Raw genomic sequence first — 22,512 nt, 5'->3', positions numbered from 1 at the left:
GCGGACGAAAGTCGGTATGCGATGATTATAAATCCCGCGTGTTTATGCATACCGTAGAACGTCCTAATATGGCTTCTATTCCCTTAATTCGCGCGTGGACGGGGGTCCGGAGCCGCCGCGTGCGGGCCCGAGATGGCTTCTTCGTGGTATTTCGTGAAAGAACGTTCGGCGCCGAATCGACAGACGGTTGAAGTAGCCACCGACAGGAGTCGATATGTTCGAGAGTGGCGCGTTCGTCGCCGACGCCCTCGGCGACGTCACCGACGAGCAGGTACAGCCGAACGGCGTCGACCTCACCCTCGGGAGCGTCGAGGCGCAGACCGAACCGGGGCGCATCACGACCGACGGGAAGACCGTCGGCGAGCGCGACGCCGTCGAGACGGTCGAACGCGACGGGCGCGAGTGCTACGCGCTCGACCCGGGGTACTACGTCGCGCAGTACGCCGAGACCGTCCGCGTCCCGGAGGGCCACGTCGGCTTCGTCTACCCGCGTTCGAGCCTGATGCGCAACTCCTGTATGCTCCACACGGCCGTCTGGGACGCCGGCTACGAGGGGAAGGGCGAGGGGTTACTGGAGGTCGGCCGCCCCATCGAAATCGAGGTGGGGGCGCGCTTCGCGCAGTTCGTCCTCGCGGAGGCCGAGCACGAGGACGCCTACGACGGGAGCTATCAGGGCGAACGCCTCGGCTAGCGCTCGACGGCGTCGAAGAGGGGAACGAGGATATCGACGAGCGCCGGGTCCGCGTCGGGCGGCGCTCGGGCGTACGCGCTCCCGCCCGCGTACGTGTGCCCACGGGTGAGGACGTGCAGGAGGCGGAACGTCCGCTCGGGGCCGAGGGCGTCCGCGAAGGCGTCGACGGCGTCGACGTACACGGCGGCTTCGGCGCGGTCCTCGAGCCCCGCTCGGAGCGCGGCGGCGAGGTCGGCGGGCCCGGACGCCGACTCGACGGGAACGGCGCAGTCGGTCGGGGCGTCGGCACCGAGCGTGACGATGCGGGACGGTGACGCGACACCCGAGGACTCCCACCGCTCAAGGAGCGCCTGTGGCGTCGTGTCGGCGAGGGCGGCGACGGCGGGCGCGTCGCCGGCGTCCGCCGCGAGCGACGAGAGCGCGTCGTCGGTCGTGCCGACGACGAGCACGCTCCGGCCCGTGTCCATACGCCCCCAACCTATCACTCGACAATAAATGTATGGATGTTCGACAGGTAGAGGCGGGCGTCGCGGGCGGGTTCGGCCGCCGCGCCGGCGACCCGGGCGGCGCTCAGACGCGGCGGCGGACGAGCGCGAACACGGCGAGGAGCGCGACGGACCCGGCGACCAGCGCGCCGCCGACTGCGGGCGTGAGGAGCGGGACCGAGGTGTCCGCCGGTGCGCTCGCCCGCGCGTCGGCGGTGCTCGCGGACGAGCCGCCGTCCGCCTCGGGGTCGCGCACCGTCACGGTGCCCGCGTCGGTGGCGGGTTCGACGGCCGCCCCGCCGTCCGCGTCGAACTGGCGGGGCTCGACGGAGAGGTTCGCCGCGCCGGGCGCGACGCCCGAGAGTTCGACGGTGGCGAGGACGACGTCGGACGCGCCGGGCTGGACGCGCTCACGCAGGTCCGCGGCCTCGACGGTCACGCGCCGACCGTCGTCACCGATGGCGGGGTCGGTCGTCAACCCGAACGTGTCGGGGTAGCTCGCGTTCGAGATGCGGGCGGCGTCACCCGCGACGCGAACGTCGAGCGCGAACCCCGCGAGGCCCTCCGGCGCTTCGGTGAGGACGACGTCGGCCGTCGCCGTGCCGTTCGCCGCGAGCTCGGCGTTCGCGACCCGGACGGTCGGTGTGGCGGACGCGTCGGCGGCCGCGCCGCTCGACGACGCGGCGCCGGACGGCCCGACGAGCGCGGCGGCGAGGAGCGCGACGACGAACGCGCCGACGAGTGCGACGCGGACGGGGTCGAGGTCTGACGAGGACATCTGCGTGGGTGGGTGGTGTGTGACTAGGTGCTCACTGCTCGACGCCGGCCTCCTCGTAGAGGTGGACGATGTCGGCGTAGTCGAGGCGGTCGTTCTCGTTGAAGTCGAAGCTGCGCGCGTTCGACGCCACGCTCTTCGACTCCATGCGGTCGAAGAGGAGGACGACGTCGTCGTAGTCGACGCGGCCGTTGCCGTTGACGTCCTCGTAGCGGCCGTCGCCGTCCGGGTCGGACGGCACCGAGCCGCTGCCGGCGACGCTGGCGGGCCCGGTGACCGTGACGCCCGAGCGGGTCTCGACGGCGACGTTCTGCCCCTCGTCGTCGTCGAGGGCGGCGCTCACGTCGAGGTCGGCCGCGCCGCCGCCGACGCCGGAGAGCGTGACCGTCGCGAGCGTGAACTCGACGTCGTCGGCCTGCATCGCCTCGTTCACGTCCGCGAACTCGAAGGCGGCCGTCGAGCCGTCCTCGGCGATGGACGGCGCCTGGCTGAGGCCGACCGCGTCCGGGTAGCTCGCGCTCGTTATCTCGGCGACGTCGGTGTCCGAGACGCTCACGGAGAACGTCCCGCCGGAGAGGCCGTCCGGGATGTGCTTCGCGCGCACCTCGACGGTGACCGACTCGCCCTGTCCGACAGCTGCGGAGCCGACCGCGACCGTCGGGTTCGGCTGGTAGACCCAGAGGCAGTCGTTCGGGTAGGAGCGCCGGGACTCCGCGAAGCCGTCCTCACAGCAGAGGACGCGGCCGTCGTCCATCGCGTAGACGTTGTCGATGTTCCGAACGGCGTCGTTCGCGGCCTGCGGGCCGTCCGTGAAGTCCGGCCCGACGACGACGGGTTCGAGTGTCGAGACGTCGTGGTGGGCGTCGAGTTCCGCGCGGTAGACGACGCCGCCGTCGACGCGGTCCATCTGGAGGTCGCCCGTGTCGTCCGCCATGTCGTCGTTGAACTCGGAGATACCGAAGTAGACGTAGTCGCCGGGGCCGGCGTCGTCGACGCTGTCGATGCCCTCGGCCTTGTTGAACTCGATGGACGCGCCGATCTCCTTCGCGGCGGCGCGCGTCTCGAGGAACGGGACGCGGCGCAGGTCCTCGTCGACGCCGTCGTGGCCGCGCTCCTCGTACTGGAGCGCCCACTCGACGATCTCCTCGTTCGTGATGTAGTTCTGGTTGCCGTTCTCGATGACCGCCTTGTCGGCCTCCTCGATGGCGGTCGCGCGGTCCTCCGTCCAGTCGGTCTCCGCGTGCGTCTCGAGGTAGTCCGCCTGCGTGATGTCGTCGTACTCGGCGATCCACGACTCGATCTCCGCGTTCGAGGCGTGCCCGAGCGGAATCCACTCGATGTCGAGGGCGACGTCCGCCGGGGACGCGCGCGTGCCGGAGTCGGCGGCGCTCGCGGCGTCGTTCGTGACCTTCGGCGCGTAGAGCGTGCCCGCGACGTCCATCGGGTCGTCGTAGCTCGGAATCTCCTCGTCCGCGACGAACTTGTAGATGCCCTTGCTGTCGCCGTCGGACGCGCCGTAGACCGTCCGCAGGTCGTTCTGGAAGTTCGGCGACTCCCACGCCGCCCGCCCGAGGACGTAGTACTTGATGGGCTGGGGCGTCTCGGCGTGCGGCTCGCGGTAGTCGACGTGGTAGCCGTAGCGGTACGGGTTCGGGTACGCCTCGTCCGTGATGGGCGTGCCCGTGTTCTTCGCGCCCTCCACGACCTCGGTGTCCGCGTACGCGTCCGCCGTCGAGGTGTCGACGCCGGTCGCGTCACGCGGGAACGCACCGAGCTGGTAGGCGAGGAGTTCGACGCCCGCGAGCGCCCAGTAGCCCTGTACGGACCACGACTCGTCGCCGTAGTACTCGTCGACCGCGCTCTGGATGCCCGTCGGGTTCGGCCGGTTCCAGAACTGACAGCCGCCGACGAGTCCCTTCCCGGTGCCGGCCTCGACGATGTCGCCCACCGTCGCCTTGTAGGAGACGCGCGGGTGGGCGTAGTTCTCCTCGGAGGAGACCATCGTGTCCCACGGCGTGCGGTCGCCGTAGCAGTTGATCATCGTGCCACCGAGGTCGCGCAGTTCCTCCGTGTTCGCCATGTTGATGGCGTTCTCGAGGTCGGCCTCCCACTCGCCGGTCGCCGCGTTCTTGCTGAGCGGGATGCGCGAGACGTTCCCCGGCGTGGACTCGAAGTTCGTGAAGAGGTGGCCCTCCGTCCCCTCCTCGTTCGACGCGATGAACTGGTTGCAGTCCGGCGTGTAGCCCGCCTCCGAGTAGCGCGTCCCCGGGAACTTGTCGATTGGCTCGCCGTCCGGCGTCTCCGGGACGCCGAGCTGCTCGCTCGCGCCGTTGATCGGTTCCTCCTGTCGGGCGAGCATGACGTAGTCGCCGTCGGCGGTCCGCACGGAGTGCTGTTCGTCCTGCGTCTCGGGGGCGGAGAGCTCCTCGAAGTCGTCGTTGCTCCCGTTCATCGCGAAGGAGAAGCCCTTCACGTAGCCGATGCCCGCGCGGTCGTAGGGCGCGACGTTGTTCGTACTCGGATGCTGGAGGCTGTAGAGGAGCGTCCCGTCGTCGAAGACGAACGGGCCCGTGACCTCCGCGCCGAACGCCGTGTTCGAGAAGCGCTTGAGCGACCCCTTGACGCTCGGCGCGCCCGGCGTGTCCGACTCCTCGACGTCCGCGCTCGCGATCCCACTGCCGGCCACGCTCGCACCGAGCGCGGCGGCGACTGAACTCGCCATCAGTTGTCGACGGCTGATATCGACCATGCAGCCGGAGACTTCGGGCAAAAGGTGATAGCTTCTTATAATATCAGTATTGTCGAGAACGGGTGCGTGCAGTCGGGAAATTGGGTATCAGTCACGTACATAGACGTATAGTGTCCGAGACACGATTCCCGGCGGGTCCGATAGCGCTATCGGGTGCGTGTCGCGGGACTTCGGGTCGCGGCGGTATGTGCGTATCGGCCGGCGCGACGGCGAGACCGGTGGCTGAGGAGTCAGCGACCGGCCAGAGAAGGGAAAATGGGTGGCGTGCTCAGGCGACGCCTTCGGCCTCGGCGCCCTCGCGGATGTCGGCCGCGCGGTCCTCGACCCACTCGACGTAGTCGTGGACGCGGTAGGGCTTCCGGCCGAAGAAGGAGGCGACCCACTCGACGTCGTCGTCGTACTGCGTCAGGAGGTACGCGGCCAGCACCGCCCGCCCGGCGCCGATGACCTCCAGCGGGACGCCGCGCTCCCCGGTCGCCGCCTCCTCGAAGCCGTTCGTGCAGAAGTAGACGTCCGCGTACAGCTCGGCCGTCTCCGGGTCCGCGAACGTCCGGCCCTGATGCTCGGGCGCCTCGAAGCGATACTGCGACCCGTCGGCGTCCGCGCCCGCCCCACACTCGACGATGCGCACGCCGAGGATGTACTCTCGGTGAATCGACTCCTCCGACCCGCGTTGTCCGTGGTCTGATTTCGACATGGTGGCGTTCGCCGCCGACCCGCGACGTGGCCGACGTACGGACACCCCTCTCGAGGCGCGTATAGTGCGTTTATAATTTCGCTATATAGCACTCGGCGTCCCTCTACCGGCCACGTGAGGGCTACGAGGCGGGGAGCGCCCCGTCGTGAGTACGCACCAGTCGTTTCTTTTCGGTGTGTGACTGTTTTTTCACGTCTTATGATTCATACTATCGCTTTTAGACACGTCACCATGAGTGAGTTTCAAGCCAGCGGACTGGAAATTGACGATCTGTCATGCGAGAAACCGGAGACGAGATGGGAGCGAGTCGACGAACATACCTCGCGGGCCTCGGGAGCGCGACGCTCGGCGCGCTCGCACTCACGGGGAGCGCCGCCGCGAAGGGGCACGGTCGCGGGCGCGGGCCACCGAGCGGCAAGCGACGGGGGTTCCCGCCGGCGGGTATCACCGAATGGGGTGACGCCTACGCCATCGGCGACGGCGAGATCAGCACGTTCGCCTCGGTGACACCGTCGGGCGAGCCGAAGTACCTCGGCGTCCACTTCAGCGAGGGCGCGCTCCACGAGTTGCCGTACGCGGAGGCGTTCGAGAGCGGCGAGGCGACGGGGCGGAAAGTCCACGGGTTCTGGTCGAAACCGTTCAGCCTCGACTTCCCGAGTAGCGCGCCCCAGCCGTTCGAGTACGCCGCCCTCGGATGGAACCCACAGGGCCACACGCCTGAGGACGTCTACGACAAGCCCCACTTCGACATCCACTTCCACTTCAACACTCCGGAGACCGTCCGGCAGATCGGGCCCGGCGTCATCGAGGACCTCCCCAGCGACGTGACGCCCGAGGGATACGAGCTGATCGAGGGCGGCGCCGTCATCCCCGCGATGGGCGCACACCTCGCGCCGACCGACGCCCCCGAGTTCGACGGTGCGGAGTGGCTCGATACGCTCATCTGGGGCGCTGCCGCCGTCGACGGCGACGACGCCTACGAGCTCAACTTCCTCGAGCCGATGATTACGGTGGACTACCTCGAGAACCACCTCGACGGCGCCCACAGCGAACCCATCTCGCAACCCGAGATCTACCCGCAGGCCGGACACTACCCCACGACGTACACCGTCCGCGACCTCGGTGACGGTGGCTACGCCGCCGTGCTCGCCGACTTCGACGAGCGCGACGGCTGAGGCTCCGGATTAGCCTCTCCCAGAAACGAAGCGGGACGAAAACGGGCGCGAAGGGATTTGAACCCTCGGCATCTTGGTCCGGAACCAAGTGCTCTGTCCACTGAGCTACGCGCCCACACCATCGTGTAGTGCGAGGGTGCGTTTAACCGTTGTGAAGCGGTCTCGCTCAGGGGTCGGGCGCGCCGGGCGACGGCGTCTCGTCGATGACGGCGTCCTTCCACGTGCCGCGAAGGAACCACGCGGCGGCGGCGATAGCGCCGACGATGTTCCCGAGCGCCATCCCGAACCAGATACCCTGCGCGCCGAGGCCGACGACGAACGCGAGGACGTAGACGGTGGGGACGCGACCGATCCAGAGCGCGACCATCGAGAAGACCATGCTCGTCGTCGTGTTCCCGGAGCCCCGGAAGGCGCCGAGGAGGACCTGGAGGACGCCGATGAACGCGAACTCGACGGTGCGGATGCGGACGTACTCGGTGCCGTACGCGGCGATGTCGGCGGCGTTCTCGACGTTCGAGCCGAGGAAGACGGAGACGATGGGGCCCGGGAAGAGGTAGGCGACGACGGCGACGCAGAGCATGACGCCCGCGCCCGCACCGACGGCGAGGCGGACGGCGCGCTCGGCGCGCTCGGACTTCCCGGCGCCGAGGTTCTGCCCAACCATGGTGTTCGTCGCGCGCCCGAGGCCCATCGCGGGCAGGAAGACGAGGGAGATGAGCCGGTTCCCGAGGCCGTACGCGCCGACGACCGCCGGCGGGAACGACGCCACCATCGCGGTGAGCGTAATCATCGCGAGCGACGACGTCGACTGCTCGGCGGCGCTCGGGACGCCGAGGCGGACGATCTTCTTCACGAGGCCGAGGTCCGGCCGGAGGTCCGGGAGCGAGACGTCCGGGCCGGCGTCCGTGTAGAAGAGGACGTAGAGGCCGATGAGCGCGGCGACGAAGCGCGCGAAGACGGTGGCGACGACGGCGCCGCGAATCCCGAGTTCGGGGATCGGCCCGTAGCCGAAGATGAGCAGCGGGTCGAGGACGACGTTGATGGCGACGCTCACCAGCATGACGCGCATCGGGACGTGCGTGTTCCCGTACCCGCGCATCAGCGCGGAGAAGACGAAGAACCCGAAGAGCGCGGGGACGCCGAGGAAGAACCACCGCATGTACTCGGTGGCGAGCGGGATGACGACGGCCGCCGTCTCCGGGTCGGCGGGCAGGAGCGACAGCAGCGGGTCCGAGAGGAGGAACCCGAGAATCGCGAGGACGACGGCGATGACCGCGACGAACGAGAGCGTCTGGCCCGCGACTTTCCCGGCGGACCCCTCGCTGTCCGCGCCCGTGTACTGCGCGACGAGGATGCTCCCCGCCGTCGTGAACCCGCCGCTCACCGAGATGAGGAAGAGGATGAGCGGGAACGCGAGCGAGATGGCGGCGAGCGCGTTCCCGGAGTATCGCCCCAGCCAGAACGTGTCCGCGAGGTTGTACGCCACCTGCAGCAGCTGGATGACGACGATGGGCCACGCCAAGCGGACCATCGGACGGACGAGGCCGCCCTCGGTGATGCTACTCTCGTGTCCCGATTCAGTCACTACTAGAACGGCGATTCGTCCCGGTTTCAAGCTCCCGGTTCGGAGTTAAGCGGCAATCCGCCGCAGTTTGCCGGTTCTCGGCGCGAGGGCTCGTGTCACTCGCGTCGAGCGACGTCGTGCCGCCCGAAGCCGTAGCGGAGCCGGTTCGCGAGGCGCCGCGAGAACTTCGCGTCGCGCCGGGAGTCGAAGCGCTCGCCGAGCGCCTCGTAGATGAGCGGAATCGCGACCTCCTGCTCGAGGGACTCCTGTACCGTCCACGTGCCCGTGGAGCCGCCGGCGACGTGGTCCGCGACGTCGCCGAGGTCCGTTCCCTCCTCGCGGAACGCCTCCTCGCAGAGTTCGAGGAGCCACGAGCGGATGACCGCGCCGTTGTTCCACGTGCGCGCGACGGCTTCGAGGTCGAGGTCGTAGCGGCCCTCGTGGAGGAGTTCGAAGCCCTCGCCGTACGTCTGCATGAGCGCGTACTCGACGCCGTTGTGCACCATCTTCACGTAGTGGCCGCTGCCGGCGGGCCCCATTCGGTCGTGGCCCTGCGGGCCGGTCGCGACGGCGTCGAAGACCGGGACGAGTTCGTCGTACGCCCACTGCGGGCCGCCGACCATCAGCGAGAAGCCGAGTTCCGCGCCGGCCGGGCCGCCCGACGTCCCGCAGTCGAGGTAGGCGGCCGCCGTGGCCTCGGCGCGGCGCGTCGAGTCCTCGAAGTGGCTGTTTCCGCCGTCGACGACGACGTCGTCCGCGTCGAGGTGGGGTTCGAGCTCCTCGAGCGCGGCGTCGACGGGGTCGCCCGCCGGCACCATCAGCCAGATGCGTTTCTCCGCGCCGAGCTGGTCGGCGACGGCCTCGATGCTGTTCGCGGGCGTCGCGCCCGCGTCCGCCGCGTCCGCGACGGCGTCCTCGTCGATGTCGAACGCGACCACGTCGTGGCCCGCGTCGAGGACCCTGTCCACCACGATGCGCCCCATGCGGCCGAGGCCGATGACGCCGAGTTCCATACGCGGGGAATCAGCGAGCGCCACCGTAGGGGTTGCGGTTCCGCGAGGTGTCGTAAAAACACGGTGGCTGTCCATGCCGAAGGCGCGTGTCAATTCAGTAAGTACCACACCGAGAGCACAGCGTGGACCGGACGGAGACACCGAGAGCGGAGACGCATCGACACTGCGACAGATTCCGAGCGGTGTTAGAAGTCCAACCAACGGTAGAGAGGCCAGAAGTCCTAATAACGGGGGTTTCGGCCATTGTCCTTTAGGCGCCGAAGCGACTCGGGTACGTGTATGCGAAAAGAGATGCTGGCGGTCGGCGTTGCGCTGACGCTCGTCGCGACGGCGTTCGGTGCGAGCGCCTTCACGAGCGCGACGGTCTCGAACGACGCGTCGATGAACGTCGTCTCCGACGACGACGCGCTCATCGGGTTGACCGACAACACGTCCGGCGACGTCATCGACCAGGAGGCGAGCGGGTCGCTCCAGATCGACTTCGACGCGATGGCCGCCGAGGGCTTCAACAACAACGCGACGGTGACGTTCGGTGACGGCGTCGCGAACGACCCCGCGAACAACGCCGGGGCGTCCGCGTTCACCATCGTCAACAACGCGAACAGCGCACAGGACTTCGACATCTCCTACGACGGGTCCGACAACAACAGCGTCGAGAACGTACAGTTCAAGCTCGCCCGCTACGAGTCCGGCAGTAGTTCGGCGATCACGAAGACGCTGAGCGAGGAGGACAGCGACAACACGGTCACCTTCTCCGGCGTCCCCGCTGACGACGTCGTCTACGTGGACCTCGTCGTCGACACCGAGGGCGCGGGCGTCACCGACAGTACGACGTACAACGGCACCATCACGGTCAGCGCGAGCCCGGCGGCCTAACGCCGCACTCACGCACCGCCAGCTAAGTAACTCCGTCTCGTTTCTGCCTTCGTGCGCCGCGCCCTCGTCGTCCTGTTACTCGTCGCCGCGGCGCTGATCGCGGCGCCGGCGAGCGCGCCGGTGAGCGCGACGTACGTCTACTCGGACAGCATGGAGCCGACGGTTCCGGTGAACGGCGGGCTCCTCGTGGTGCCGGCGGGCGACGTCGAGCCGGGCGAAATCGTCCTCTTCGAGGGCGGACCGGGCGGGAGCGGCTACACCGCCCACCGGGTCGTCCGCGAGACGCCACAGGGGTTCGTGACGAAGGGCGACAACAACGACGTCACCGATCAGGACGCGGGCTATCCGCACGTCGAGCGCTCGCAGATACACGGGCAGGTGCTGACCGCGGGCGGACGGCCCGTGGTCGTCCCGCACCTCGGCCGCGTCGTCCAGTTCGTGCGGCAGAACACGATGCTCCTCGTCCTCCTCGGCGTCGCCGGCTCCCTGCTCGCGCGGCGACTCGACGAAGGCGGCGGCGCGCGTCGCGGCGGGAGCGAGCGCCCGGTCTCGGCACACCGGATGCTCGCGCTGACGGCCGTCGCGGTGTTCGTCGCGCTGACGACGGCGACGACGCTCGGCGCGACGACGACGCAGATGGTGTTCTCCGTGCAGGAGGACCCGGCCGCACAGGCGCCCGCGCCGGTCATCGAGGCGGGGACGGCGCACACGGTGAACGTCACGTTCGGCTCGGGGTCGGGCAGTGCGGTCACGACGCGGGTGGGGAACGCGCGCGGCGCGCGAATCGTCGAGCGGACGCGAAACGCGAGCGGGGACACCTATCGGGTGCGCGTCCCGCCGCCGGGTCAGACGGGGACGCATCGCGTCGAGGTGTCGGTGCGACGCTACCCCGCCGTCCTCCCGGCTGGCGTCATCGCGTGGCTCGCCGGCGTCCACCCGCTGCTCGCCGCCGCCGCGACGAACGGCGTCGTCATCGGGTCGTTCTACGCGGTCGCACGCCTGCTTCTCGGCCCGGACGCCCCGCTGCGCTCGAGCGAGGTCCGCGCGTTCGGCCTGTGGCGCGAGCGCTGAGCGGGGCCACGGAACCTAAGAAAGCCCCCGTCGTATCGCGTGACAGTGTCTCTGCTTCGCCGCGCTCGACTCCAGCTAGCGCACCTGCTCGCCAGCCGAGGGCGGGCCGTGGTCGCGCTCTGCCTCCTCGTCGGCGTGCTCGGCATCGCCGCCGGGGGCTGGGTGTACACACATCCGGGGTCGACGCAGGTCAGCGAGCGGACGACGACCCTCGACGTCGAGGTGACGACGCACACGAGCGCGACCATCGAGGGCGAGGACGCCGTCTACCCCGGCGGAACGCGCGTCCGGGACCGGCCCGTCTACTTCCGGTCGTCGACGTCCGACTTCGCGTTCAGCGCGGTGGCGACGCCGCAAACGAGCGGGGACGCCCTCTCGCTCACGCAGCGAATCGTCGTCGTCCGAACCGCATCGCGGAACGGGGCGGTCTTCTATCGGAACGAGAGCGTCCTCGCCACGGCGTCGTCGGCGAACGGCACGCTCCGAACGAGCACGGCCCTCGACGTCGGCGCGCTCGCGGAGCGGACGGACGCACTGAAAGAGCGCGTCGGCGACGCCGGCTCCGTGAACGAGCGCGTCGTCGTCAGCCTGACGTACCGGACGCCCGAGACGGAGGGGACGCGCAACGAAACAGTGGGTATCGAGCGCGGCGGCGCGTGGTTCGACGTGGCGACGCCGTCGTTCGCGGTGACGGAGGGCGAGACGTCGACGCGGACGGTCGCGAACGACCCCGACGCGCTGGTAGCGGGGTCGCTCGCCGGCGGCGGTTCCGTCGTCCTGCTCGTCGGCGTCGCTCTCGGCGCGCTCTACTGTCGCCGCTATCGGGACGCCGACCCGGAGCCGTATCGGTTGGCACTCGTCGCGTACGCCTACCGTGAGTGGATCTCGGAGGGGACGGCGCCCGACGACGTGGGCGAGCGGCGGGTTCGAATGGACTCGCTCGTCGACCTCGTGGACGTCGCCATCGACACGGACAGGCGGGTCGTCCACGACGCCGCGACGGGGACGTACTACGTCATCGACGACGTCGCGACGTACACGTACACGCCACCGGTGGAGCCAACGGACCTATCCGCGCCCTCGACCTAATTCCCGGAGATGCGAGGAGCACCGCGACGGCGTCGAGGCGGCGGCGGACGCGCCGGGACCGTCGTCCTGCTCGCCGTCGTCGTCGGCGTCCTCGCGGCCGCGACCGTCGGGCCCGTCGCCTCGTTCGGTGTCGCGAGCGTCGACCGGCCGTCGGACGTCGCGGTGGTCGGGGACGCGAACGCGACGGTCGGCCTCGACCCGGCGGCGAGCGCGTCGGCCGGGGAGTCGAGTCAGGTGCTGAACGTGACGAACCGCTTCGGCGAGCGACTGGCCGTGACGGTGGCGCTCGCCGACGGGAGCGGGGGCGACGCGACGCTCTCGATGGCCGGTGAGCGCGGCGACAGCGTGACGGCCGCGCTCGCGGCCGGCGAATCAGTTCGCGTCGACGCCTCGGTGGACTGCGACGCCGCCCCCCTCCACGTCGCCGTGGGCGCGACGAGCGGCTCCTTCGAATTCGACGCGGACCGCGTCGTCGACGTGACCGGCAGTTGTGGCGGCGACGCCACCAGCCCGCTCGTCTACGCGAACGCGAACGGCGTCCTCGCGACGCTCGCCGGGCCGAACGCCACGCCGGAGACCTACGGCGTCCAGCCGGCAGTCATCGGGCCCGCGAGCGTCGACTTCGACGGCGACGGCGCGAACGATATTCCCTACTCGCCGGACGGTTCGACGCTCGCGCTCACGGACGGCGACGGCGGGCGGGCGCTGAACGGGACGCTCTACGGGACGCCGAGTCGGCTCTGGGCGGGCGCGTGGAACGGGAGCGACACCGCCCTCCACTACCCGCAGGCGAGTTCGAAGGACGTCTACCGGGTCGCGCCCGACGGGGCGCCCGAACGCGCCGTCGTGACGAAGGCGAAGGCCGTCGTCGGCCGCGCGGACGTCGACGCGGACGGTGCGAGCGAACTGCTGTTCGTGGGCGGGAGCCAGCAGATACGGATCGCCTTCCCGGACGGGTCGACGGTGAAGTCGAGCGCGGGCGCGGCGACGACGAACGCGGTCGGTTCACCCGCCGACTTCGACGGCGACGGCGAGCGCCGCGTCCCGCTCGTCGACGGGTCGAACAACGTCCAGATCGCGGCAATCGACGCCGACGGCTCGGTGACGGAGACGAAAATCGCCAGTGGCGCCGCGAAGACCGGCGTCGCGACGCTCGACTGGGACGGCGACGGGACGCCGGAGGTGCTCTACGTCGGGAATTCGGAGGACCACCTCCGCTACGTGGACGACGTGGCGAGCGACCCGACGACGCACACCGTGACGGTGAACGGGAGCGCGGTCACCGTGGACCGGGCGACCGGCATCGCCTAGTCGTCCAGTAGCTCCTCTTCGAGCGGGTCGGTGTCGCCGGTCTGGGCGTCCCAGAGCGCGGCGTAGAGACCGTCGCGTGCGACGAGTTCCTCGTGCGTGCCGCGCTCCTCGATGCGGCCGTCCTCGACGACGAGGATGAGGTCGGCGTCCGTCACCGTCGAGAGCCGGTGGGCGATGCTGATGGTGGTTCGGTCCTCGCTCAACTCGTCGAGGCTGTGCTGGATGGCGAGTTCGGTCTCCGTGTCGACGGCCGACGTGGCTTCGTCGAGGACGAGCACGGGCGGGTCCTGGAGGACGGTGCGCGCGATGCTGATGCGCTGGCGCTGGCCGCCCGAGAGCTTCACCCCGCGCTCGCCCGTCCGGGTGTCGTAGCCCTCGGGGAACGCCTCGATGAACTCGTGGGCTTCGGCGGCCTTCGCGGCCTCCCTGACGGCCTCGTCGCTCGCGTCGAAGTGGCCGTAGCGGATGTTGTCCGCGATGGTGCCGTCGAAGAGGAAGGTGTCCTGCCCGACGTAGCCCACCGCATCGCGGAGGCTGTTCACGGTGACGTCGCGGAGGTCGTGGCCGTCGAGGCGGACCGCGCCCTCGTCGGGGTCGTAGAGCCTGAGAAGGAGTTTGACGACGGTGGACTTCCCCGCGCCCGTCGGCCCGACGAGCGCGACGGTGTCGCCCGGGTCGGCCTCGAAGTCGAACGACTCGAGGATGGGTTCGTCGTCGTAGGCGAACGTCACGTCGTCGTAGGCGACGCGGCCCTCGACGTCGTCGAGTTCGACGGCGTCCTCGTCGTCGCTGATGTGGACGGGGATGTCCATGAGGCCGAAGACGCGCTCGCTCGAGGCCTTCGCGTTCTCGTACTGGTCGACGATGTTCGAGACCTCCGCGAGCGGGCTGACGATGCGCTGGGTGTAGAGGATGAACGTCACGAACGTCCCCGCCGAGAGCGTCCCCGAGAAGAAGAGCGGCGGGCCGGAGAAGAGCCAGAGGCCGCCGATGGCGAACGTCGCGGCGAACGCGAGGCCGGCGACGAACTCCATCCCGGGCCGGTAGACGAAGTTCAGCCGGAGGACCGCCATCGTCGCGTCGTAGAGGTTGTAGGAGGCCTGCCGGACGCGCCCGACCTCGTACTCCTCGCTCCCCGTGGTCTTGACGAGTTCGACGCCGGCGAGCGAGTTCTCGAGGCGCGTGTTGAGGTGGCCGACGTTCGCGCGCTCGCGGGCGTAGCGCGGCGCGACGGCGCGCATGAACCAGAACGTGAGCGCGAACAGCAGGGGGACGGCGACGAGCATGACGAGCGCGAGCTGCCAGTTCAGCCACGCCATCACGCCGAGGATGCCCGCCGTCATCACGACGAGGCGCGCCGAGTTCTGGAGGGCGTTGTCGAGGAAGATCTCGAGGTTGTTCGCGTCGTTGTTCAGGATGCTCATCACTTCGCCGGTCTGCTTGTCGTCGAAGAACGCCATGTCGAGGTTCTGCATCTTCGCGAAGGAGTCGGTGCGGACCTCGTGCATGACGCGGTGGGCGAAGGTGTTCGCGGCGACGCCGTACACCCACGTGAAGAGCGCCGTCGTGGCGAACGCGGCCGTGATGACGATGGCGGCGAAGCGGAACTGCGCGGCGTCGGTCGTCGGGAGCCACGCCGCCGGCACGAGCGGGAGAACGAACGGCGCGTCGCCCGTGAAGACGCTGTCGAGGGCGACGCCGAGTACGAGCGGCGGGAGGAGGCTGGCGACTCGCGCGAAGACGTTCGCGACCATGCCGAGCGCGAACCACTCCCAGACGCCCCGTCCGTACGCGGTGAACAGTCGATAGAGCGGCCTGTCCACCGATTCGCGGTATTCGTCGAAGACGCTGTCCTCTTCTGTGGACACGATACCGGCGGGACGCTCTACGGTATATAGTAAGCGACGGAACCGGACGACTCTGGGGGGTTCGCGCCCGTCAGTCGAGCGCGCGCTTCGGCGTGATGACGGGTTCGGCGCCGTACTCGACGGCGGCGTCGACGCCGAACACCTCCGCGAGCAGTTCCTCCGTCACGACGTCCTCGGGGCGCCCCCAGTCGTAGATGTCGCCGTCGCGGAGCGCGACGAGGTAGTCCGCGAAGCGCGCGGCCTGCGTGAGGTCGTGGAGGACGATGCAGACGGTGACGCCGCGCTCCTCGTTGAGCGTCCGGATGACCTCCATCACCTGCAGTTGGTGGCGGAGGTCGAGGTACGTCGTGGGTTCGTCGAGGAGGAGGGTGTCCGTCTCCTGGGCGAGCGCCATCGCGATGCGGACGAGTTGGCGCTGACCGCCGCTGAGGCTCCCGACCTCCGTCGAGCGGAGGTGCTCGATGCCCGCGAGGTCGATGGCGTGATCGACGGCCACCTCGTCCTCCTCGGTCTTCCCCTCGAGGAAGCCCTTGTGCGGGTAGCGGCCGTGGTGGACGAGCTCCTCGACGGTGAGGTCGCCGGGCGTCGAGCCGTGCTGGGAGAGCATCCCGAGTTCGCGCGCGAACTCCTTCGAGCCGAACTCCGCGATCTGCGTCCCGTCGAGGAGGATGTCGCCGGCGTCGGCCTCGAGGTGCCGGGCGAGCGCCTTCAGGAGCGTGCTCTTCCCGCTCCCGTTCGGGCCGACGAGCGCCGTCACCTCGCCCTCGGGAATGACGAGGGTGTCGCAGTCGACGACGGGTTCCTCGAGGCCGGGATAGCCGATCTCGAGGTCGGTGCCGTGGAGCTTCGCGTCGGATTCGGTCTCCGTCGTGGCGTCGCGTTCGGTCTCGGTGCGGCCGTCCGATTCGGGGGTGTGGTGTGTCTGGGACATGGCTCAGAACTCACTGAAGTCGCCGTGGCGTCGCATGAGGTAGAGGAAGTAGGGGCCGCCGATGAGGCCGGTGACGATGCCGACCGGCACCTGGATGGGCATGAGCGCGAGGCGCGCGATGACGTCGGCGGCGAGGACGAGCGCGGGCCCGAGGAAGACCGACCCGACGACGAGGCGCCGGTAGTCGCTTCCGACGACGGTGCGGACGGCGTGCGGGACGACGAGGCCGACGAACCCGACGAGGCCGGCGACGGCGACGGCGGTCGCGGCGGCGAGGATGGCGAGCGACGAGAGCCCGAAGCGGACGTACTCGACGGGCATCCCGAGCGACTTCGCGGTCTCCTCGCCGAGGAGGAGGACGTTGAGGTGCCGGGAAGCGAGGAGGAGGAGGGGAATGACGACGAGGGTGGGGAGGATGGCGAGGCGGAACTGTGCCCACCCGACGCCCGTGAGCGACCCGGTCGTCCACGCGATTGCGGTCTTCACGGCGGCCGTGCTGTCGAGGAAGTAGAACAGCCCCGTCTGGAGGGACTGGAAGACGGTGGCGACGACGACGCCCGCGAGGACGAGCCGCACCGGGGAGGTGCCGCCCTGCCACGCGATGAGGTAGACGAGGCTGAACGCGAGCGCGCCGCCGAGCGCGGCGGCGAACGGCAGGACGAACGTCGCGCTCGCGAAGAAGACGAGCGTGATGAGGACGGCGAGGCCCGCGCCGCCGCTGACGCCGAGGATGTAGGGGCTGGCGAGTTCGTTGCGCGTGACGGCCTGGAAGACGGCACCGGAGACGGCGAGGTTCATGCCGACGAGCGCGGCGACGAAGACGCGGGGCATCCGCAGACTCCAGATGATGAGGGCGTCCCGGTTCAGGAACTCGGGCAGGTCGCTGCCGGTGAGAATCGAGAGCCAGACGTCCGTGTTGAAGAGGATGTGGGGGTCGGTGAGGACGTCGAAGGTCACGCCGAGCGACGTCGGATACGACCCCTGGGACACCTGGACGAACGTGGCGACGACGGAGACGACGAGGCTCCCGACGACGAGCGATGCCAACCGTCGGTCGCGGGAGTCGAATCGTGTGTGGTTCGTCGCCGACCGCAACGATACGTCCATCACCCCTATTTCGTTTAGGGATGCCTAAATCCGTTGCGGTTGCGTTACAGGTCGCCGTTCGCGATGTCGGCGACGCGCTGGCGGTCGAAGAGCTGCTCGTCGACGCCGTAGAGCTGGGAGGCGGCGCGCTCGGTGAGCACGAGGTTGCTGATCGGGCCCTGATAGAGCGGGCCGCCACGGTAGACGTTCCCGTTCTGGACGGCGGTGAGTTCGCTGCCCGTCTCGTGGTCCTCCATGAAGGAGACGACGGTGTTCTCGAACTCCTCGGCGGTCTGGGCCTCGTGGCCGCGCAGGAGGAGGTACTCGGGGTCGATCTTGAGGAGGGTCTCGTAGTCGATGCTCCCGCGCGAGGAGTGGAAGTCCTTCACGCTCGTCTCCGCGAGCGCGTCCCGAACGTTCATGTCGCGCCACTGCTTGAAGCTCGTCCCCTCGTTGACGAGGTAGGGGAGGAAGGACGTCGGCTCGTTGCCGGACGCCCAGAGGACGGCGACCTGCGGGCGCTCGGCGTCCGACGTGGGGACGAAGTCGAGGCCGGACTGGAACTCCTCGTGGAGGCTCGCGAACGCCTCGTAGCGCTCGGTGCGCTGGAAGAGCTGTGCGACCTTCTCGAAGGCCTCGTAGAGCGTGTAGTACTGGTAGTCCTCGTGCCACGCGTAGCCGCGCGAGAAGATGGAGTTCCCGAAGAACGGCCCGAGGTTCTCCGTGACTTCCTCGACGTCGGACTCGCTCCACCCCTTGAAGCGGTTCATGAGGAAGTTCGGGTCCTGCACGTGGACGTGGTTCTCCTCGCCCTCGGCGAGCGCGTAGTAGCGCTCCTTCGAGACGCCGTCCTGATAGAGCGAGAGCATGTCGCTCTTGTCGGCGGAGACGCCGTCGATGGCGTCGTAGTACTGGGTGTGCCAGCGGCTCGTGAGCCAGAGCGCCTTCGGTTCCTCGAGGCCGAGCGCGAGGCCCATGTCGGCGTAGCTCCCGTTGTTCGCGACCCACGAGGTCGGAGCGGAGTCGAAGGTGACGTCGCCCATCGGCGCCATCGACACCGTGTAGGAGGCGTCGCCCTCGGTGGTCGTCTGCGTCGTGGTCTGCTCGGTCGTGCTACCGGTCGTGCTCGTCGTGGTGTCGCCCGTGCCACCACAGCCTGCGAGGAGTCCGGCGGCGCCCGTGCCGACGGTCCCGATGAAGGTTCGGCGGTCCATATCGGTTTAGGCCTGCCTAAACACCAAAAAGCCTCCGATTTTTCGGCCGTCCTAAATCCAGTCGAGACCGGGACGGGAACCTTTTTACGGAGCGCTTTCGTCCGTCGGTGTATGCGCGTCGCTGTCGCCGTAGTACGTCGGTGAGTGCCGACCCGTTTCTGGCGCGCGTCGAGATGCTACCCCGACAGCGACGACTTCAGAGACATGACCCAGGTGCCCGACGACTACGACCCCGAGGAGTTAGAGCCGCGACTCCAGCAGCGCTGGCTGGACGAGGAGACCTACCGCTTCGACGGCGACGCCAACGACCCCGACACCGCCTACGTCGTCGACACGCCGCCCCCCTACCCGACCGGCGAACTCCACATCGGCCACGCGCTCAACTGGTCGTACATGGACTTCGCGGCGCGCTTCCACCGCCTCCAGGGCGACGACGTCCTCTTCCCGCAGGGCTGGGACTGCCACGGCCTCCCCACCGAAGTGAAGGTCGAGGAGAACGAGGGCATCCAGCGCACGGACGTCCCGCGCGACGAGTTCCGCGAGATGTGCGTCGAGCACACCCGCCACCAGATCGACTCGATGAAGGAGACGATGCGCGAACTCGGCTTCAGCCAGGACTGGGACGCCGAGTTCCGCACGATGGACCCCGAGTACTGGGGGAAGACCCAGGAGTCCTTCGTCGAGATGGCGAACGACGACCTCGTCTATCGGGACGAGCACCCCGTCAACTGGTGTCCGCGCTGTGGCACCGCCATCGCCGACGCCGAAGTCGAACCCATCGAGCGCGAGGGGACCCTCCACTACGTCACCTTCCCCGGCGTCGACAACGACGACATCGAGATTGCGACCACGCGCCCCGAACTCATGGCGGCCTGCGTCGCGATGGCCGTCCACCCCGACGACGAGCGCTACGACGGCCGCGAGGACGACACCTTCGAGGTGCCGCTCTTCGGCCACGAGGTCGAGCTCATCGAGGACGAGGACGTCGACCAGGAGTTCGGGAGCGGCGCCGTCATGGTCTGTACGTTCGGCGACAAGCAGGACGTGACGTGGTGGGCCGAGCACGACCTCGACCTGCGCGCCGTCTTCACCGAGGACGGCCACCTCACCGAGGACGCGGGCGAGTACGCCGGCCTCAGCATCGAGGAGGCGAAGGAGGCCGTCGCCGAGGACCTCGACGCCGAGGGCTACCTCAACGACACCGAACCCACCGAGCAGTCCGTGGGCGCCTGCTGGCGCTGTGACACCCCCATCGAGATCCTCTCGAAGGAGCAGTGGTTCGTCGAGGTGGACAAGGACGCCATCCTCGAGCGGGCCGAGGAGGTCGAGTGGATCCCCGAGCACATGCACCAGCGCCTCGTCGAGTGGACGGAGGGGATGGACTGGGACTGGGTCATCAGTCGCCAGCGCGTCTTCGCGACGCCCATCCCGGCGTGGGAGTGCAACGACTGCGGGCACTGGCACATCGCCGGGGGCGAGGAGACGCCCGTCGACCCCACCGAGGAACCGCCGTCCGTGGGGAGTTGCCCCGAGTGCGGGAGCGACTCGTGGACCGGCGAGACCGACGTCATGGACACGTGGATGGACTCCTCCATCACGCCCCTCCACGTCTCCGGGTGGCCCGAGAACATCGACCTCGAGGAGTTCGAGCCCGTCAGCCTCCGCCCGCAGGGCCACGACATCATCCGCACGTGGGCGTTCTACACGCTCCTGCGCACCGGCGAGCTCACCGACGAGAAGCCGTGGGAGAACATCCTCATCAACGGCATGGTGTTCGGCCCCGACGGCAACAAGATGAGCAAATCGCGGGGCAACACCGTCAGTCCCGAGGAAGCCGTCGAGGAGTACAGCGCGGACGCCGCCCGGCAGGCGCTCGCGCTCGGCGGCCAACCCGGTAGCGACGTCCAGTTCCAGTGGAAGGAGGTGAAGTCCGCGAGCCGGTTCCTCACGAAGCTCTGGAACATCGTCAAGTTCGCGAGCGGGCACTTCGACGAGGACACGCCCGACATCGAGGACGCCGCCTACCGCGACGCGGACAGCTGGATCCGCTCGAAGGCGACGCGCGTCGCCAGCGACGTCGAGGCCGAGATGGAGGCCTACCGCTTCGACGCTGCGCTCCGCGAGCTCCGGGAGTTCGCGTGGAACGACCTCGCGGACGACTACGTCGAGCTCGCGAAGGGCCGACTGTACAACGGCCGGCCCGGCGAGCGCGACGCCGCGCGCAAGACGCTCTACGACGTCGTCTCCGCCGTCACGCGGATGCTCGCGCCGTTCAGCCCGCACCTCGCCGACGAGGTCTGGCGCCACCTCCCCGGCACCGAGGGCAGCGTCCACACCGCCGACTGGCCCGCCCTCGACGCCTACGACGAGGACGCCGAGGAGCGCGGCGAGGTCATCGCCGAAGCCACCCGCGAGATCCGCGCGTGGAAGTCCGCGAACGGCTACCCGCTCAACGCCGACCTCGACGACGTCGAACTCTACTTCGACCCCGGTCTCGCCGTCGAGAACGTCGACACCTACGACCTCTCGGAGACCGTCAACGCCCCGGTGCGCGTGCGCGACGGCCGCCCGAACGTCGAACTCGTTCCCGTCGACGTCGAGGGCGACGACTCGAAGATCGGCCCCGAGTTCCGCTCCGAGGCCGGCGTCGTCCTCGGCGCCCTCGACGAGGCCGACCCCGAGGTCATCCAAGCGCAGAAGAACTCCGGCGACACCGTCACCCTCGAGGTCGACGGCGAGGAGTACGAGCTCGACGGCGACTGGGTCACCGTCGAGGAGGAATACAGAGCAGAGGGCGGCGCGGAGGTCGCCGTCGTGGAGACCGAGTTCGGCACCGTCCTCGTCTACCCCTAATCCGGCACGGGCCCCGTCCCGCAGTCGATATCCGGGGGCTCCCCGGTTCGAGTCGGCGCGCAGAACGCCGCACGCACTGCCGCTGAGGGCGTGCGAGCGTGTGCCCGGGAAGCGAAGCGGCGGGACGCGAGGGGGTGACGGGTCGTGGTACCTCGACCCTCGCAAGTGTTATCCGTGGTTCGGCCCTCTGATTGTTTGTAATGGCATCCGGTAAGGTTGACTTCTTCAACGACACGGGCGGCTACGGTTTCATTTCGACTGACGACGGCGACCTCGACGACGACGAGGACGTGTTCTTCCACATGGAGGACGTCGGTGGCGAGGACCTCACGGAAGGTACTGAGGTCGAGTTCGACATCGAGTCCTCCCCCAAGGGGCCTCGCGCGGCGAACGTCGTCCGGCTGTAATACCGGAGCACCCCTGTCGCTGTTAGCGACAGACTCGATTTTCACGACGGCCTGTCCGCCAGCGCGACTGTGCGGGCGTGCCGCGTTTTCACCGACACAACTACCCTCGAGACGCACGCGTGAACCGAACCGCGTGCGCCGAGAGACGCGTCGCGACCCCCCGGAGCCGACGGCCGGGCCACGAGATTTAGGTGGGCGGCGCGTCCCGTTTTCGACCATGGCTCAGAGCCAGTCGCTTCCCGTCGCGGACGTCTCGCGGAGCGTCGTGAGCATCCCGGGGACCGCCTCCCTCGATCAGGTCGCGGAGACGATGCACGCCGAGGGCGTCGGCTTCCTCGTCGTGACGCAGGAGGGCGACCCGGTGGGCGCGCTCACCGACCGACAGGTCGCCCTGTCGTTGCGGAACGAGGTGGACCCGACCGCGACGACCGCGAGCGAACTGATGACGACCGAGCTCGTGACCATCGGGCGGGACATGGACGTCCTCCGGATCGTCCAGAAGATGAAGCTCGAGGAGGTCCGACGCGTCGTGGTCGTCGACGACGACGACGAGCCGGTGGGCGTCGTCTCCCTCGACGACGTGCTCGTCCTGCTCGGCGAGGAGATGGGGGACGTCGCGGACCTACTCGAAGCGCAGGTCTGAGCGGAGACGAGCGG

19 protein-coding genes and 1 tRNA gene are annotated in these 22,512 nt (G+C 69.0%); 9 read left to right on the top strand and 11 right to left on the bottom strand.

Annotated elements, in window-relative coordinates:
* Positions 1-214 precede the first annotated feature (214 nt).
* A complete protein-coding gene (locus EFA46_RS04680; RefSeq protein WP_123074406.1) occupies positions 215-691 on the top strand; it encodes a deoxyuridine 5'-triphosphate nucleotidohydrolase in 477 nt (158 codons plus the stop codon).
* Here EFA46_RS04680 and EFA46_RS04675 read toward each other — a convergent pair.
* The 4 genes from EFA46_RS04675 to EFA46_RS04660 all read right to left on the bottom strand — a co-directional run bounded on the left by EFA46_RS04675 (position 688) and on the right by EFA46_RS04660 (position 5,397).
* Positions 688-1,158 (bottom strand): hypothetical protein, encoded by a 471-nt coding sequence (locus tag EFA46_RS04675; RefSeq protein WP_123074407.1) that lies wholly within the window; start codon positions 1,156-1,158, stop codon positions 688-690. The genes EFA46_RS04680 and EFA46_RS04675 overlap by 4 nt on opposite strands.
* A 103-nt stretch (positions 1,159-1,261) precedes the next feature.
* Positions 1,262-1,954 (bottom strand): hypothetical protein, encoded by a 693-nt coding sequence (locus EFA46_RS04670; protein ID WP_123074408.1) that lies wholly within the window; start codon positions 1,952-1,954, stop codon positions 1,262-1,264.
* 31 nt (positions 1,955-1,985) lie between these two features.
* Positions 1,986-4,700, bottom strand: coding sequence for an alkaline phosphatase PhoX (locus tag EFA46_RS04665; protein WP_176969836.1), 2,715 nt, complete (start codon positions 4,698-4,700; stop codon positions 1,986-1,988).
* Positions 4,701-4,968: 268 nt separating this feature from the next.
* Complete coding sequence (locus EFA46_RS04660; protein ID WP_123074409.1) at positions 4,969-5,397, bottom strand: hypothetical protein; 429 nt, start codon at positions 5,395-5,397, stop codon at positions 4,969-4,971.
* A gap of 275 nt (positions 5,398-5,672) precedes the next feature.
* Here EFA46_RS04660 and EFA46_RS04655 point away from each other — a divergent pair, with 275 nt between their 5' ends.
* Positions 5,673-6,572, top strand: coding sequence for a hypothetical protein (locus EFA46_RS04655; protein WP_218182530.1), 900 nt, complete (start codon positions 5,673-5,675; stop codon positions 6,570-6,572).
* Between the two features lie 42 nt (positions 6,573-6,614).
* Here EFA46_RS04655 and EFA46_RS04650 read toward each other — a convergent pair.
* From EFA46_RS04650 to gnd, 3 genes are all read right to left on the bottom strand, one after another.
* Positions 6,615-6,687 (bottom strand) — tRNA-Arg (locus EFA46_RS04650).
* 51 nt (positions 6,688-6,738) lie between these two features.
* Positions 6,739-8,103, bottom strand: a complete 1,365-nt coding sequence (locus EFA46_RS04645; protein ID WP_123077261.1) for an MATE family efflux transporter — start codon at positions 8,101-8,103, stop codon at positions 6,739-6,741.
* A 149-nt stretch (positions 8,104-8,252) separates the two neighbouring features.
* Positions 8,253-9,149, bottom strand: a complete 897-nt coding sequence (gene gnd, locus EFA46_RS04640) for a phosphogluconate dehydrogenase (NAD(+)-dependent, decarboxylating) (RefSeq protein ID WP_123074410.1) — start codon at positions 9,147-9,149, stop codon at positions 8,253-8,255.
* Positions 9,150-9,428: 279 nt separating this feature from the next.
* On the opposite strand from gnd, the gene EFA46_RS04635 reads away from it, so the two are divergent.
* From EFA46_RS04635 to EFA46_RS04620, 4 genes are all read left to right on the top strand, one after another.
* Positions 9,429-10,025, top strand: a complete 597-nt coding sequence (locus EFA46_RS04635) for a hypothetical protein (protein WP_123074411.1) — start codon at positions 9,429-9,431, stop codon at positions 10,023-10,025.
* Between the two features lie 51 nt (positions 10,026-10,076).
* Complete coding sequence (locus EFA46_RS04630) at positions 10,077-11,096, top strand: S26 family signal peptidase (protein ID WP_123074412.1); 1,020 nt, start codon at positions 10,077-10,079, stop codon at positions 11,094-11,096.
* A 108-nt stretch (positions 11,097-11,204) separates the two neighbouring features.
* Positions 11,205-12,185: a DUF5305 family protein gene (locus EFA46_RS04625; protein ID WP_123074413.1), complete on the top strand. Its 981-nt coding sequence runs from the start codon at positions 11,205-11,207 to the stop codon at positions 12,183-12,185.
* Between the two features lie 9 nt (positions 12,186-12,194).
* Positions 12,195-13,496 carry a VCBS repeat-containing protein gene (locus EFA46_RS04620; protein WP_123074414.1) on the top strand — a complete coding sequence of 434 codons (1,302 nt, stop codon included), beginning with the start codon at positions 12,195-12,197 and terminating at the stop codon, positions 13,494-13,496.
* Here the strand turns inward: EFA46_RS04620 and EFA46_RS04615 are convergent.
* The 4 genes from EFA46_RS04615 to EFA46_RS04600 all read right to left on the bottom strand — a co-directional run bounded on the left by EFA46_RS04615 (position 13,493) and on the right by EFA46_RS04600 (position 18,595).
* Entirely contained in the window at positions 13,493-15,364 is a 1,872-nt protein-coding gene (locus tag EFA46_RS04615; RefSeq protein WP_123074415.1) for an ABC transporter ATP-binding protein, read from the bottom strand. The genes EFA46_RS04620 and EFA46_RS04615 overlap by 4 nt on opposite strands.
* Positions 15,365-15,434: 70 nt before the next feature.
* On the bottom strand, positions 15,435-16,295 hold the full coding sequence (locus tag EFA46_RS04610; RefSeq protein WP_123074416.1) for an ABC transporter ATP-binding protein: 861 nt from the start codon (positions 16,293-16,295) through the stop codon (positions 15,435-15,437).
* A gap of 3 nt (positions 16,296-16,298) precedes the next feature.
* On the bottom strand, positions 16,299-17,402 hold the full coding sequence (locus EFA46_RS04605; RefSeq protein ID WP_123074417.1) for an iron ABC transporter permease: 1,104 nt from the start codon (positions 17,400-17,402) through the stop codon (positions 16,299-16,301).
* A gap of 44 nt (positions 17,403-17,446) precedes the next feature.
* Positions 17,447-18,595, bottom strand: coding sequence for an ABC transporter substrate-binding protein (locus EFA46_RS04600; protein WP_123074418.1), 1,149 nt, complete (start codon positions 18,593-18,595; stop codon positions 17,447-17,449).
* Positions 18,596-18,799: 204 nt separating this feature from the next.
* On the opposite strand from EFA46_RS04600, the gene EFA46_RS04595 reads away from it, so the two are divergent.
* From EFA46_RS04595 to EFA46_RS04585, 3 genes are all read left to right on the top strand, one after another.
* Positions 18,800-21,448 (top strand): valine--tRNA ligase, encoded by a 2,649-nt coding sequence (locus tag EFA46_RS04595; RefSeq protein ID WP_123074419.1) that lies wholly within the window; start codon positions 18,800-18,802, stop codon positions 21,446-21,448.
* Positions 21,449-21,648: 200 nt separating this feature from the next.
* Positions 21,649-21,855, top strand: a complete 207-nt coding sequence (locus tag EFA46_RS04590) for a cold-shock protein (RefSeq protein WP_123074420.1) — start codon at positions 21,649-21,651, stop codon at positions 21,853-21,855.
* A gap of 217 nt (positions 21,856-22,072) precedes the next feature.
* The gene (locus tag EFA46_RS04585) at positions 22,073-22,498 is read left to right on the top strand and encodes a cyclic nucleotide-binding/CBS domain-containing protein (RefSeq protein WP_123074421.1); all 426 of its coding nucleotides are present in this window, start codon (positions 22,073-22,075) and stop codon (positions 22,496-22,498) included.
* Positions 22,499-22,512: the final 14 nt, after the last annotated feature.

This window comes from Halarchaeum sp. CBA1220 (genome assembly GCF_003721175.2).
GTDB lineage: Archaea > Halobacteriota > Halobacteria > Halobacteriales > Halobacteriaceae > Halarchaeum > Halarchaeum grantii.
This window is presented reverse-complemented; position numbering and strand designations above follow the sequence as displayed.

Bases quoted from the DNA above. Each gene is read 5' to 3' on its own strand.
- EFA46_RS04680 (WP_123074406.1), top strand. From the start codon at position 215: ATGTTCGAGAGTGGCGCGTTCGTCGCCGACGCCCTCGGCGACGTCACC.
- EFA46_RS04675 (WP_123074407.1), bottom strand. From the start codon at position 1,158: ATGGACACGGGCCGGAGCGTGCTCGTCGTCGGCACGACCGACGACGCG.
- EFA46_RS04670 (WP_123074408.1), bottom strand. From the start codon at position 1,954: ATGTCCTCGTCAGACCTCGACCCCGTCCGCGTCGCACTCGTCGGCGCG.
- EFA46_RS04665 (WP_176969836.1), bottom strand. From the start codon at position 4,700: ATGGTCGATATCAGCCGTCGACAACTGATGGCGAGTTCAGTCGCCGCC.
- EFA46_RS04660 (WP_123074409.1), bottom strand. From the start codon at position 5,397: ATGTCGAAATCAGACCACGGACAACGCGGGTCGGAGGAGTCGATTCAC.
- EFA46_RS04655 (WP_218182530.1), top strand. From the start codon at position 5,673: ATGCGAGAAACCGGAGACGAGATGGGAGCGAGTCGACGAACATACCTC.
- EFA46_RS04645 (WP_123077261.1), bottom strand. From the start codon at position 8,103: ATGGTCCGCTTGGCGTGGCCCATCGTCGTCATCCAGCTGCTGCAGGTG.
- gnd (WP_123074410.1), bottom strand. From the start codon at position 9,149: ATGGAACTCGGCGTCATCGGCCTCGGCCGCATGGGGCGCATCGTGGTG.
- EFA46_RS04635 (WP_123074411.1), top strand. From the start codon at position 9,429: ATGCGAAAAGAGATGCTGGCGGTCGGCGTTGCGCTGACGCTCGTCGCG.
- EFA46_RS04620 (WP_123074414.1), top strand. From the start codon at position 12,195: ATGCGAGGAGCACCGCGACGGCGTCGAGGCGGCGGCGGACGCGCCGGG.
- EFA46_RS04610 (WP_123074416.1), bottom strand. From the start codon at position 16,295: ATGTCCCAGACACACCACACCCCCGAATCGGACGGCCGCACCGAGACC.
- EFA46_RS04605 (WP_123074417.1), bottom strand. From the start codon at position 17,402: ATGGACGTATCGTTGCGGTCGGCGACGAACCACACACGATTCGACTCC.
- EFA46_RS04600 (WP_123074418.1), bottom strand. From the start codon at position 18,595: ATGGACCGCCGAACCTTCATCGGGACCGTCGGCACGGGCGCCGCCGGA.
- EFA46_RS04595 (WP_123074419.1), top strand. From the start codon at position 18,800: ATGACCCAGGTGCCCGACGACTACGACCCCGAGGAGTTAGAGCCGCGA.
- EFA46_RS04590 (WP_123074420.1), top strand. From the start codon at position 21,649: ATGGCATCCGGTAAGGTTGACTTCTTCAACGACACGGGCGGCTACGGT.
- EFA46_RS04585 (WP_123074421.1), top strand. From the start codon at position 22,073: ATGGCTCAGAGCCAGTCGCTTCCCGTCGCGGACGTCTCGCGGAGCGTC.